Source organism: Mucilaginibacter aquariorum, from assembly GCF_024498135.1.
In the GTDB taxonomy this organism is placed as follows: Bacteria; Bacteroidota; Bacteroidia; order Sphingobacteriales; family Sphingobacteriaceae; genus Mucilaginibacter; species Mucilaginibacter aquariorum.
On record NZ_JANHOH010000004.1, the window covers coordinates 184,572 to 197,213 of the forward strand.

General features: G+C 43.8%; 10 protein-coding genes. 6 read left to right on the plus strand and 4 right to left on the minus strand.

The annotated features are described in order from the left end of the window. Positions 1 to 7: 7 nt before the first annotated feature. Together asnS and NPE20_RS17345 are read right to left on the minus strand one after the other, a co-directional pair. Entirely contained in the window at positions 8 to 1,444 is a 1,437-nt protein-coding gene (asnS, locus tag NPE20_RS17340; RefSeq protein WP_256539949.1) for an asparagine--tRNA ligase, read from the minus strand. Between the two features lie 72 nt (positions 1,445 to 1,516). Further along, complete coding sequence (locus NPE20_RS17345; RefSeq protein WP_256539950.1) at positions 1,517 to 2,002, minus strand: hypothetical protein; 486 nt, start codon at positions 2,000 to 2,002, stop codon at positions 1,517 to 1,519. A 618-nt stretch (positions 2,003 to 2,620) separates the two neighbouring features. Here NPE20_RS17345 and NPE20_RS17350 point away from each other — a divergent pair. From NPE20_RS17350 to NPE20_RS17365, 4 genes are all read left to right on the plus strand, one after another. Then, the gene (locus NPE20_RS17350; protein WP_256539951.1) at positions 2,621 to 3,517 is read left to right on the plus strand and encodes a DMT family transporter; all 897 of its coding nucleotides are present in this window, start codon (positions 2,621 to 2,623) and stop codon (positions 3,515 to 3,517) included. A gap of 261 nt (positions 3,518 to 3,778) precedes the next feature. After that, positions 3,779 to 5,716 carry a DNA primase gene (gene dnaG / locus NPE20_RS17355; protein ID WP_256539952.1) on the plus strand — a complete coding sequence of 646 codons (1,938 nt, stop codon included), beginning with the start codon at positions 3,779 to 3,781 and terminating at the stop codon, positions 5,714 to 5,716. Further along, positions 5,716 to 6,084 (plus strand): YraN family protein, encoded by a 369-nt coding sequence (locus tag NPE20_RS17360; protein ID WP_256539953.1) that lies wholly within the window; start codon positions 5,716 to 5,718, stop codon positions 6,082 to 6,084. The genes dnaG and NPE20_RS17360 overlap by 1 nt, the downstream gene beginning before the upstream one ends. 1 nt (position 6,085) lies before the next feature. Further along, on the plus strand, positions 6,086 to 7,156 hold the full coding sequence (locus NPE20_RS17365) for a glutaminyl-peptide cyclotransferase (protein ID WP_256539954.1): 1,071 nt from the start codon (positions 6,086 to 6,088) through the stop codon (positions 7,154 to 7,156). A gap of 284 nt (positions 7,157 to 7,440) precedes the next feature. On the opposite strand, the gene NPE20_RS17370 is transcribed toward NPE20_RS17365, so the two are convergent. Both NPE20_RS17370 and NPE20_RS17375 read right to left on the minus strand, forming a co-directional pair. Continuing rightward, positions 7,441 to 10,233, minus strand: a complete 2,793-nt coding sequence (locus NPE20_RS17370; protein ID WP_256539955.1) for a hypothetical protein — start codon at positions 10,231 to 10,233, stop codon at positions 7,441 to 7,443. A gap of 24 nt (positions 10,234 to 10,257) precedes the next feature. Beyond that, positions 10,258 to 11,229 carry a GlxA family transcriptional regulator gene (locus NPE20_RS17375; protein WP_256539956.1) on the minus strand — a complete coding sequence of 324 codons (972 nt, stop codon included), beginning with the start codon at positions 11,227 to 11,229 and terminating at the stop codon, positions 10,258 to 10,260. A gap of 134 nt (positions 11,230 to 11,363) precedes the next feature. Here NPE20_RS17375 and NPE20_RS17380 point away from each other — a divergent pair, with 134 nt between their 5' ends. Beyond that, complete coding sequence (locus NPE20_RS17380; RefSeq protein ID WP_256539957.1) at positions 11,364 to 11,930, plus strand: dihydrofolate reductase family protein; 567 nt, start codon at positions 11,364 to 11,366, stop codon at positions 11,928 to 11,930. Positions 11,931 to 11,937: 7 nt separating this feature from the next. After that, entirely contained in the window at positions 11,938 to 12,513 is a 576-nt protein-coding gene (locus NPE20_RS17385) for a dihydrofolate reductase family protein (RefSeq protein ID WP_256539958.1), read from the plus strand. The last annotated feature ends 129 nt before the right edge of the window (positions 12,514 to 12,642 follow it).

Genomic DNA, 12,642 nt, shown 5'->3' on the forward strand with positions numbered 1-12,642 from the left:
TCCCGGTCTAAAACTCCGCGTTCTTAGGGAACCTTGGGAAAGGGATCACGTCGCGGATGTTGCCCATACCGGTAACAAACAGTACCAAACGTTCGAAGCCTAAACCAAAGCCGGCATGCGGGCAGCCACCATAACGGCGGGTATCCAGGTACCACCAAAGCTCATCTTTAGGGATGCCTATCTCGTCCATACGTTGCTCCAGTTTATCAAGGCGTTCTTCACGTTGCGAACCACCTACAATTTCGCCTATACCCGGGAAAAGGATATCCATAGCGGCAACGGTTTTACCGTCGTCGTTCTGGCGCATGTAGAAGGATTTTATTTCTTTAGGATAATCTGTCAGGATCACCGGTTTCTTAAAGTGCTTCTCTACCAAATAACGCTCATGTTCTGATTGCAGATCGGTACCCCAGCCTTCAATCAGGTATTGGAATTTCTTCTTTTTGTTCGGGGTAGATTCCTTCAGGATCTCAATCGCTTCGGTATAAGTTAAACGCTCAAAATCGTTTTCTAAACAAAACTGCAGTTTCTCTAACAAATTAAGTTCAGAGCGGTCCTGCTGTGGTTTTTGTTTTTCCTCGTCTAACAAACGCTGACTTAAAAACTCAATATCATCTTTATTTTTATCCAGCGCATAGCGGATCACATATTTCAGCAACTCCTCGGCCAGGTCGGCGTTATCTTTCAGATCGTAGAAAGCCATTTCGGGCTCAATCATCCAAAACTCGGCCAGGTGGCGGGTAGTGTTTGAGTTTTCGGCACGAAAGGTAGGGCCGAAAGTATAAATATCGCTCAGCGCCATTGCACCCAGCTCGCCTTCTAACTGGCCGGATACGGTAAGGTTTGTAGCACGACCAAAAAAGTCTTGTTTAAAATCTATTTCGCCAGTTTCGGTTTTTGGCGGGTTTGCTAAATCAAAGTTGGTTACGTGGAACGTTTCGCCGGCACCTTCTGCATCACTCGCGGTAATTATAGGGGTATGCAGGTAAACAAACCCGCGTTCCTGGAAAAAGGTATGTATAGCGAACGACAGCGTATTACGAACCCTGAATATAGCACCGAAGGTATTGGTACGGAAACGCAGGTGCGCTATCTCGCGTAAAAATTCAAGGCTGTGTTTTTTGGGTTGTAAAGGGTATTTCTCCGGGTCGCTATCGCCCAGTATTTCTATCTGGGTTGCTTTAACATCAACACTCTGGCCTTTGCCCAACGAGGCAACAAGCCTGCCGCTAACGCTAAGCGCGGCGCCGGTGGTAATGCGTTTTAATAAAGCGGGATCGGTGTTCTCAAAATCAACAACAATTTGCAGGTTGTTATTGGTGGAGCCATCATTTAAAGCAATAAACTGATTGTTACGGAAGGTACGTACCCATCCTTTAACTGTTACATCAATATCGGTTTTACCGCTTTCAAGCAGTGCTTTAATTTTTGTACGAGAGCTCATATAAAAAGTATTTGAGCGGCAAAAATACAATTATTTGCTAAACCTGTAAGCAGTAAAACCGACTTTAAATGATTAGTTGCGTGGCAGGTAAACGCTAAACTGGCCTTTACTATATTTAACGCTATCCGGGTAAACACTTGATGTGGTAGGGAAAGTCCTTTTAAAGTTTAAAGTAAACTTACCCGCAATTACACGATTGGTAGAATCATAATCGGTTACTTCAAGTGAGCTTCCGTTTGCAACGCCAATATTATAACGACTTACCGTATCGCTATTTATTTTTTGATAATACTTAGCCTGGTTGCCGGTTAATCCATAAATACCTTTTCCGGTAAATTTAATGTGCATGCGTATACCAGCATCCTGGCTTAGGCCGCCTATGGCGATAGAATCGGTACCTACTTTGCCACTTGCGGGGATACCGTAAACCTGCAATCCATTTTTCTCTGCAACAAAATAAGGTTGATAAGGGGCCTGGCAACAATTATCGTCGTTTTTTAAACAAGCGGTAAATAATAACGATAATAAGGCCAATGAAGTAAATGTTAGCTTTTTCATGATCAGTGTTTATTTGTATTATTTATACTATACGTTAAAAAAATTGCGGATGATACAGCGGGTCTAAAAAAATGTTGGAAAAGCCTCACCCAACCCTCTCCAAAGGAGAGGGCTTTAAATATTCGATTCCCTCCTTGGGGGAGCGGAGCTACCGTTTACCCATATCTTTTCGTTGGGTGTATTTTTTATGACCCGTAGGGTCTACCGCTTTGTAGCCAAATGGAAGAAAAGGGTTTTGCCCCATAGGGGTTACCCCATTATCGGCATTTTTAGGATGGATGAGACTAATTTCGTTACATTTCCACGAATGGGTAGCCTCTACGAGGCATAAATCATGTTCATTATTTTTTCTACAAAGCGGTAGAGCCTACGGCTCATTATCCTTGCCTAATTTCAAAAGATGCGGGTACTCGGTAGCCTGGGGAGGGGTGTGTAGGGATGTGACGTGGCAGGGAGGGGCTTATCCGCCTTGCTTAACGCCGCCCCCCCCCCTCCCTACACCCTCCCGTTGGGAGGGAATCGCGCAAGCCCCATGCTTTATGTCTACTCATGTCTATTACTTTGGAAAGGGTCGGGGTTAAGGCTTTTTTCTTAAGTTTGCACCTCAATAAATTTTTCATGAAACCGAAGCTGAGCCTGGTTATTGGTATTGTATGTATTTCTTTTTCGCCAATATTTGTGAAGCTTGCCGCTTCGCCGGCTATTACATCGGGCTTTTACCGCATATTTATTGCCTGGCTGTTTTTACTGCCTTACTGTATTATTAAAGGGAAACTAAGAACCACTCCTAAAGCGCTCGTCATCACGGTAATTGGGGGTATAGTATTTGGGGCCGATATTGCCATGTGGAATATCTCCCTGCTAAAAATAAGCGCTACAGTATCAACCCTGCTGGCCAATCTGGCCCCCGTTTGGGTAGGGTTGATGAGTTACCTGCTGTTTAAAAAGAAATCGGGTTATTGGTTTTGGGCAGGCACCATCGTTGCTATTATTGGCATGGTGATCCTGGTGGGATACCAGAATGTGATCAACCTGCAGTTTAACGAAGGTATACTATACGCCGTAGCTGCTAGTATCCTTTATGCCATATACATTATGATAACCAAAGGTATTTTGAAACATATAGACACCTTCACCTTTATGTTTTACAATATGCTGGGCGCTTCTGTGCTGTTATTAACCATTGTATTTTTGCGTGGCGATGCCTTATTGAGCTTTGATACCGCTACCTGGGGCTGTTTCATTGGCATGGGGGTGCTATGCCAGCTAATAGGGTGGCTTACCATCAATCATTCGCTCCGTTACCTCGAATCTACAAAAGTATCAATAGCCTTGTTGGGGCAAACCGTTATAGCCGGGTTTTTGGCTATCGGTTTGCTTGGCGAGGTGCTGCATTTAAAAGAGATTATTGGCAGTGTAATAGTATTGGCGGGGATAGCGTTATCGTTTTTAAAAACTCCATCCCGGTCTGTTGCCGCAGTCGGAACCCCGCAGACAAAAGAACTGGATAACTAAGGAACTGGATACCTGATTCATTGCCGTTGGCTTTAGCCAACGGATAGCGAACTAAACAAATTGGCTTTAGCCAATTTGAACGCTTATTTCGGCTAAAGCCGATAGTCCTGCGAGCATGATCCGGCCCATAAATGGGACGGCAATGAAAAGAAATGCTAAGCGAACCGCTCGCCAATCAAAATATTATTGAATTTTTATATATTTAAACAAGGCGATTAAAAGCTTTAAACCACTATTTTTGCAGTTCGCATTTTTTAAAACATGATCACCAAACCCACCATAGACCGTATAATGGAAGCCACAGATATTGTGGAGGTGATTGGCGAATTTGTTGCTTTGAAAAAGCGTGGGGCCAATTATGTGGGCCTTTCTCCCTTCGTAAATGAACGTACACCGTCGTTTACGGTATCACCGGCCAAGGGGATCTTTAAAGATTTCTCGTCGGGTAAAGGGGGCAGTGCCGTTACCTTTTTAATGGAACTGGAAAAGTTCACCTATCCCGAGGCGCTTAAATGGCTGGCCAAAAAGTATGGCATCGAGGTAGAGGAAACGGTAGATACTACCGAAAACCTGGAAGAACAAAATCACAGGGAAAGCTTAATGATCGTATCCGGCTATGCCGCGAAATTCTTCCACGAAAGCTTGCTGGATACCGATGAAGGCAAAAGCATAGGCTACAGCTATTTTAAAGAGCGTGGTTTTAGTAATGATACCATCAAGAAGTTTGAGTTAGGCTACTCGCCCGATCAATGGGAAGCCTTTACCGGTGAGGCCATTAAACAAGGCTATAAAGAAGAATTTTTAGTAGAAAGCGGCCTTTCGGTTAAGCGGGATAATGGGACACTGTACGACCGTTACCGCGGGCGAGTAATGTTCCCTATCCATAGTTTTACAGGCAGGGTTATCGCTTTTGGCGGGCGTACTTTAAAAACCGACAAGAACGTACCCAAGTATGTAAACTCGCCCGAGTCGGAGATCTACCATAAATCAAGCGTATTATACGGACTGTATTTTGCCAAGCGATCTATCCGCGAAGAGGATAATTGCTATTTGGTAGAGGGATATGCCGATGTAATATCTGTTCACCAGGCCGGTATTGAAAACGTGGTGGCGTCATCCGGTACTTCTTTAACATCCGAACAGATCAGATTGATTGGCCGCCTCACAAAAAACATCACTATACTTTATGATGGCGATGCGGCAGGTATAAAAGCTTCGCTGCGCGGACTGGATATGATACTGGAGGAAGGGCTCAACGTAAAAGTGGTTCTTTTCCCCGATGGGCATGACCCGGATTCGTATGTGCAAAAGTTTGGCACCAATGCCTTTAAAACGCACATCGAGCAGAATAAAAAAGACTTTATCCTTTACAAAACGGATATCCTTTTAAAAGAGGCCGGTAACGACCCTATTAAAAAATCGGAAGTAATAAGGGAGATCGTTGAAAGCATTGCCAAAATACCCGATTCTATAAAGGCATCGGTATTTATACAGGAGTGCAGCCGCATCTTAAAGATCGAAGAGCGCTCTTTAAATACAGAGCTGAACAAAATGCGCCAGGCCAAGGCCAAAAAGGATCATCAGCATCAACAGCAACAAAGTTATAAACCGGAACCCTCTCCGGAAGACCTGCTGTTTTTTGATGAGCCGGAAGAGAAGGCGGCTGCAAAAGAATCTGATACACAAGAAAAAGAAATTATACGCCTGCTGTTGCTTTACGGCAATAAAATGATTGATTGGGATGGTATTGCCAATACCTATATTGGTCCGTTCATGATTGCCGAGCTAAGCGATGTGGAGTTTGAACAGCCGGTGACTAAAAATTTCATGGAGATCTATCGGCAGGAGATAGAGAACGGCGTGCTGCCCGAAGAGCAACATTTTATCCATCACCCGGATAAAGGGATAGTTGATTTGGTAGTTACTTTGCTTACAACCAAATATGTGTTGAGCGAGAACTGGTACGAGATGCATAAGATATTGGTATCAGATGAACAGGCCAACATGAAGGCAACCATACTGGGTGCCATATTCCACCTGAAAAAGCAAAAGGTGGGCAAAATATTACAGAAACTGCGTAACGAGCTGCAAACAAGTACCAGCGAAGCCGATCAGGAGATTTTGCTGAACCAGTACATGCACATGAAAAAGGTGGAAAAAACCATATCCGATTACTTAGGCTCGGTAATTATAAAATAATGGCAACCCACAATGACCTCGGCCAAAAAGGCGAAGCAATGGCGAAAGCCCATCTGGAAGCCACGGGTTACGAGATAATGGACGAGAACTGGGTTTTCGGCAAAGCCGAGATCGACCTGATCGCTTATAAAGACAAGATCATTATCTTCACCGAAGTAAAAACCCGCACCGGCAACGGTTTTGGCGAGCCCGAAGATTTTGTAGATGCCCGCAAGCAGCGTTTATTAGTAGAAGCTGCAGATGAGTACATATATTTGATGAATCATGAGGGCGAAGTGAGGTTTGATATAATATCTATCCTGTTTGACCGTAATAATAACCACATATTAAAACATATTGAAGATGCCTTTTGGCCTTCTGCCATTTAAAATGAATAAACGAATAACCCTTTTCGCACTATTAGCCCTGCTGGCCTACGGATGTAACAATGATAAGGCCGATGAATTTACGATAAGCCCCGAGGCGGGCAGCAATTACAAATCCGGCGATGCCATAGCCCTAAAAGTTGGTTACCCTGCGGGTGCCAAGGTAGATTCGGTGGTTTACCTGCTGGATTCTGTAAGGATCGGCGTAGCCAAAGATTCGGCTGCTGTAAACTTAAAAACAGATAGCATTGCACTGGGCGCAAGGGTAATAACCGCCAAGGTTTACCAGGCAGGCAAAAGCCAGGAATTGACCACCAATATTGTATTGCTGGCCGCTAAAGCCCCCGAAGAACTAACTTATACCGTAGAGAAAGTTTTCCCGCATGATACTACCCTGTATACCGAAGGGTTGATCTATGACAATAACGGTTTCTATGAAAGCGGTGGCGGTTACGGCATCCCCCCTTCAGGCGAACCGGTAGATGGCCCGTCAAAACTGGTTAAAACCGACCTGGCTACGGGTAAGATCCTGAAAAAGCAAATGATAGACCCCAAAGTATTTGCCGAAGGTATTATAGTGGTGGGTGATAAGATAATGCAGCTTACCTGGAAAGAAAAAATAGGGTACGTGTACGACAAGAAGTCGTTTAAACTATTGGCCACCATTAACAACAATGTTGGTGTTGAAGGCTGGGGCATGACCTACGACGGCAACAAAATTTACATGGACGATAGCACCAACCGTATCTGGTTTCTGAATAAAGACACCTACCAGCAAATAGGATTTGTTGATGTATATGATGATAAAGGCGCGGTTAATGAAATAAACGAACTGGAGTATATTGACGGAAAGATCTACGCCAATGTTTACCATAAAGATTATATCCTGGTGATAGACCCTAAAACCGGCGCTGTTTTGCAAAAAATTGACCTGACAAACCTTTACCCCGAAGCCAGCCGCAACCCCGAAGCTGATGTGCTAAATGGTATAGCTTACGATAAAGCCACCAAGCGCATTTTTATAACCGGTAAAAAATGGAATAAACTATTCCAGGTAAAGTTTATTAAGAAGTAATTAAGTTAGAACGTCATGCCGAATTTATTTCGGCACCTCACATGCAAGGTGAGGTACATACTAATTACTTGTCCTGAGGGATCCTGAAACAAGTTCAGGATGACGGTGAGTTTAAAGAGAAAAGCGGGTATTTGCCCGCTTTTCTCTTTTTTAAAAATGTCATTTCGAACGAACGATAGTGAGGAGAAATCTTGTTCATCCGGGCAGGTTGCAAACTTGGCATAATGAACAAGATTTCTCATCGTACCTCGTTCGAAATGACATAATTTGTAAAGGTAGCCCTATCATCGTTTTTCAACGCTGATGCTTTGTCTTTTTACCCCAATGTTACCATCCAGATCGGCACCTTCGGCAATAATGGTGTATTTACCGGGGGCATCGGCAGTGTAAAAACTAATGGTAGCCTTACCATCCTTATCCGTAATAATATTCGGTTCCCAGTGTATGGTTGATCGGATATCTGTCATGTTGGGTATAGGATCTAACGAGTACTTAGGCGAATAAAATTGCTTTGGTATATTAATAGGCATTGGCCTGTACAGGTAAGTACCAATAGCTTTTTTCATGAAAGGGCCGTGCCCACTGCGCGTAGTAACCTCAATAAAGGCGTGTTCCCAGGGTATCGCCATGGGGTCTACAAAACGGCTGGTGTAGGCCGATACATTTGCCGGTTTGGTCATCAGCTCAATGCCTTTAATTTCTTCGGCATCATAATAATCAAGGTACTGGTTAAAATAATCGTAGGGCCTTACGCCATCAGGCATTAAAAAAGCAATATCAATACCATCTATAATAATGTGCACCAACTGTGTCCTAATGCGATAATAAATCACCCCGAACTTATTCGCAACCGGGCCAAATCCCTTTACATTTTTATAGAGCAGGTCGCGCAGGGTTGTTCTGCCGGCTTTTTGAAGCTGTTCATCATCAATAGTTATATCAGCCTCGCCGGGCCCGTTCAGGTTTTTAGATCCTTTTACTATCCTTTTACTTTTGATCTGCACTTCCTTAAGCACCTTGCCACGGGTAATGGTTTCGTAGTTCTGTTTTAAGGTTATCTGGTTTTTTACAATGCTTAAGTTGCTGTTATCGGTATTAAGATACCAGGGGATTAGCCGTTCGGCGCGAGGCGTAAAAATGGGGGGCTTAAATTCGTCCATTTCAATGCCAACATTATTGCTTTTTCCTTTTTTGTTACGGGCCTGTATAAAATATACCGCCGTATCTGAAGGGAGAATGCCTTTAAATGTAAATATGCCATTTGTATTTGTAACGGTATCGGTTACCAGCAGCGGTTTCTTTGACAGCAAAGTTATCCTCGAATTGGCTACGGGTTTATTGAACACATTGGTAACCCGGCCTGTAATTAAAAACTCCGGTTCGGCCGCATATGGCATTGGTTTGGGTGCGGAAAACGCCTCATTCCAATCATAAGCAGCCCAGCCTTGCGCTAAAAGCAGGCGGTCAAGGTCCTGCCATTTGGCAGCGTCATCCGTACTGTGCTCATAATAACCGGGATCTTCCACCCCGCCCTTAAGATCTGACGTAAGGAGCATATAACTCATTATCGAGCTGTTTTTTAAGCTGTCGGTTTTTACCTGCCCATCATCAGTAACAGCAAGCGAAAAGCTGCCTTCAACAGGGTCTCCGTATACATCGGTTACCTTCATGTTTAGCGCAACGCTATCGCGCTGTTTGTATATCGCTTTATTGGCGCTTATGCTTATATTTAGCTTACTGTTATAATCGGCAAACACCATGCGTTCGTTAAGCGTTTTTTTATCGGCGCCAACTACGGATAGGTGCAATATGCCGCCGGGTAATGTTCTTTTATTGATTAGAAGTTTTGCAACGCCATTATCAAACTTTACCAACGCCCCGTAGAAAACCATCCCCCTTGTATGGGCCATCAGGTAATAATTGTTGGAGGATGTTGCTATATCAGGTGTAGCGGCTATAAACACCACTATCGAATCGCTTTTGAACCGGTTGTTAACTTTAAGCACAAACCCCGAGGGTTTAACCGTCGGCAACGGAAAGCTTTTATAAGAACCATCTGGTAGTTTTATTTTGGCTGAATAAACTTCGCCGGCCTGCGGCAGCATGTGAAATGCCCCAATGCCCTTATGAGCCGAATTAAAAGTTGCAACCGCTTCCTGCTTACTGTTATAGATACTGCCGGATACATCTGTGCCCCGGCCATCTTCGTTTATTGCTTTGAAGGCCACATAGGCCGGCAAACCTGCAACCAGGCTGCCCCCTTCGGGCATAAATTGCAGATCGATATTTTGGGGGCGGTTAAACGCTAACGGCATCACCAGATTACGATTACCCTCGCCCTTACGCAGATCGCGCATTGTTAACGATAGATTTTTGAAGTCGGCTTTTTCGGGCAGCTCGAAATTTACATTTACCAGCCCCTCCATATCTGTATTTACGTTGCTTTTTAACCAGGTACGTTTACCATCGGTTAATTTTAATTGCATTTCGCGCAAGCCAATTGGGGCAGCATCTAAACTGTTAACTTTTAACCCAAGCTGCACCTTGTATGCGTCGGCGCTTTTTTCGGTATGGGCGTTGTAGTTTATCAGCCAGTCGTTATCAGCAACTTTGCTAAAATAAAATGGTTTACTGTAGATGTAGGCCTCGTCGAAGTTGCGCATCCAACTCGTATATGCCCTTAAAATGTAGGTGCCCTGCGGCATGTCTTTCTCATCAAGCACTATATCGCCATAGGTTATGGCATCAACAGGCGCCATAATTCTTTTTATGAGCTTACTGCTATCGTTAGCAATTTCGATATACATTATACCGCTTTTTTTACTTGCCTTTAAGGTAATGCTTTCCAGTAAATAAGCTTTAAACCGTAAAGTATCGCCCGCCTGATACGCGGGCTTATCTGTTTGCAGGTATATTTTTTCGATAGCCTGGCTGGCATTGCGGCTGTTAACGGTCGAAATTATATTGCTGATAACAGCCTTGGGCGTTTCCTGGGCGGATGCTGAAATTATAAAGCTGCATAATATAAATGCAATTAAAAGCCCCCGGACAAAAGCTATGCGGTTGGTATTAAACATGCGGTTAATTGTGATATGACGGGCTTAATTTACACTATTATACTTATTCCTGTACTCTACAGGAGATAAACCGGTTATCTTTTTAAACACCGTACGGAAGGCTTTGGTATCCGAGTAGCCAACATCGTACATTACCTCGTTAATATTTTTGCGGCTGCTTTCCAGATGCTTTTTGGCGGCTTCTATCTTTACGCGCTGTATATATTCCAGCGGACTATTATTGGTAGCTTTTTTAAACCTGCGCTCAAAATGGCGTTTGCCAATGGCGTATTTTATGGCCAGGTCTTCAACAGAAATTTTCTCGGTGATGTTGGCCTCTATAAACTCCTGCGCTTTTTTTATCGGCTCATCCTCATGAGTTTTTTGTCCGTTAAACATAATAAATGGCGACTGGCTCTTGCGGTCAATTTCTAAAGCGAACATCTTGGCGGCCATAATAGACATATCGCGCCCGGCATGTTTTTCTACCAGATACAGAAGCAGGTTCCAGTAGGAGGTTGCGCCGCCACTGCTGTACAAGCCCTTTTGCTCGGTAACAATGCGGTCATCAACCAGGGTTATCTGCGGGAACACCTCTCTAAATTCGTTTGCAAACCGCCAATGGGTAGAACATTCCTGCCCGTCTAACAAACCTGTTGCGGCCAGCAGGAATGCACCAACACAAAGGCTGGCAGCTTCTGCGCCCTTATAATGCTGGTCAACTATCCATGGTATAAATTCTTCATTACGTTTTATGCTGGTCCGCATATCCCCGCCAAAGGCGGGGATAATTATCAAATCGGTTTTTTTAATATCACTCAGTACAGCATCGGTATGTACCGAAAATAAACCGCCATGCAACCGCACTTCCTTCTCTAAACCCACCAGTTGTACGGTAAATGCCGGCGGTTTACCCGCGGCGGCCAAAAAGTCATTTACGCCGGTAAATATTATCCGGGGGTCTACAATGCTTGCTAAAACCGCTTCGTTGGTGATGAGGATAGATATATGTTTCATGATGAGTTGGTTTAACTGGTTTATAAAAATAAAAGTAAGGAAGAAGAAAGTCGTAAACAACCCCTAAAAAGTCCTTTTTACACCTGAATAAGTTTTTATAGCAGAAGTACCTTTGTATTATCAAACAAATAGTGATGAGAAAGCTAAAATTACAGATGCAAATTAGCCTTGATGGCTTTGTAGCCGGCCCTAACGGTGAAATGGATTGGTTGACCTGGGATTGGGACGATAAATTGAAGGAATATGTCAAAGGCATAACAGAGCCAATAGATACTATTATACTTGGCCGTGTGCTGGCCGAAGGCTTTATCCCCGTATGGAAAGAACGCGCTGCCGACCCATCTGCCGATGTATTTACCCATCAAATGGTGAACACGCCAAAAGTGGTATTCTCAAAAACATTAACCACCCACCTATGGGAAAACACAGCCTTAGCCAACGGCGATATAGTTGAAGAGATAAAGAATCTTAAAAATCAGCCCGGGGGCGATATCGTTGCTTACGGCGGCGCGCGCTTTGCATCGGCATTAATAAAACACAATTTAATTGACGAGTACCATTTGTTTGTAAACCCGGCTGTTATTGGGAAAGGTATGAGCATTTATAACGCTGTTGAAGAAAAGCTAACCCTAAAGCTGGTAAAAGCTACACAATTTGAATGCGGCATAACTGTGCTTTGTTATACCCCTGCAATGAAATAATTAAACTATGCGCAAGCTTATAGTATCGATGAATGTAACCCTTAACGGTTTTATGGCCGGCCCGTATGGCGAACTGGACTGGCATACACCGTATTGGGACGATGAAATGGCCCGTGTTACAGCCGAACAATTGGGCAATGCCGGTACCATACTATTGGGGCGTAATACTTACCAGGGGATGGCGCCGTACTGGTCGGCCCAACAGGCAAACCTGCATAGTGCCCGTGAGGATGCCGACTTTACCGATATGATGAATAGTTATGAAAAGGTGGTGTTCTCAAAAACCTTAACAAGTGTAAGCTGGCGTAATTCCCGTTTGGCGGGCAGGAGCATCGCCAAAGAAATAAAAGAGCTTAAAAAATCAACAGGTAAAGATCTGATAGTTTATGGCAGCGGTAAACTGGTTGCATCCCTTATTAGGTTAAATGTTGTAGATGAGTATCGAATATGGGTTTACCCTGTGGCTATAAGTAAAGGCAGGCCGCTTTTTAAAAATCTGCATGAAAGGTTAAACATACGGTTATGCAAGGTTAAAATGTTTAATACAGGGGTGGTGTTAATGTGTTATGAGGTGAAAGGGTGATCCTGAGATACAAAATCTGTAACCTTTGAGGCTGTAAATAACAATATAGTGTCAGTCTGAGCTTGTCGAAGACTTAGCAAAGGGACTAATGGTTCGACAGGCTCACCATGACAGGCTAAAACAAAAATG

What these genes read in the sequence shown, in the direction of transcription:
- NPE20_RS17350 (WP_256539951.1), top strand. Translation starts at nt 2,621, where the DNA reads ATGAAACCGAAGCTGAGCCTGGTTATTGGTATTGTATGTATTTCTTTT.
- NPE20_RS17345 (WP_256539950.1), bottom strand. Translation starts at nt 2,002, where the DNA reads ATGAAAAAGCTAACATTTACTTCATTGGCCTTATTATCGTTATTATTT.
- NPE20_RS17385 (WP_256539958.1), top strand. Translation starts at nt 11,938, where the DNA reads ATGCGCAAGCTTATAGTATCGATGAATGTAACCCTTAACGGTTTTATG.
- NPE20_RS17380 (WP_256539957.1), top strand. Translation starts at nt 11,364, where the DNA reads ATGAGAAAGCTAAAATTACAGATGCAAATTAGCCTTGATGGCTTTGTA.
- NPE20_RS17370 (WP_256539955.1), bottom strand. Translation starts at nt 10,233, where the DNA reads ATGTTTAATACCAACCGCATAGCTTTTGTCCGGGGGCTTTTAATTGCA.
- dnaG (WP_256539952.1), top strand. Translation starts at nt 3,779, where the DNA reads ATGATCACCAAACCCACCATAGACCGTATAATGGAAGCCACAGATATT.
- NPE20_RS17365 (WP_256539954.1), top strand. Translation starts at nt 6,086, where the DNA reads ATGAATAAACGAATAACCCTTTTCGCACTATTAGCCCTGCTGGCCTAC.
- NPE20_RS17360 (WP_256539953.1), top strand. Translation starts at nt 5,716, where the DNA reads ATGGCAACCCACAATGACCTCGGCCAAAAAGGCGAAGCAATGGCGAAA.
- NPE20_RS17375 (WP_256539956.1), bottom strand. Translation starts at nt 11,229, where the DNA reads ATGAAACATATATCTATCCTCATCACCAACGAAGCGGTTTTAGCAAGC.
- asnS (WP_256539949.1), bottom strand. Translation starts at nt 1,444, where the DNA reads ATGAGCTCTCGTACAAAAATTAAAGCACTGCTTGAAAGCGGTAAAACC.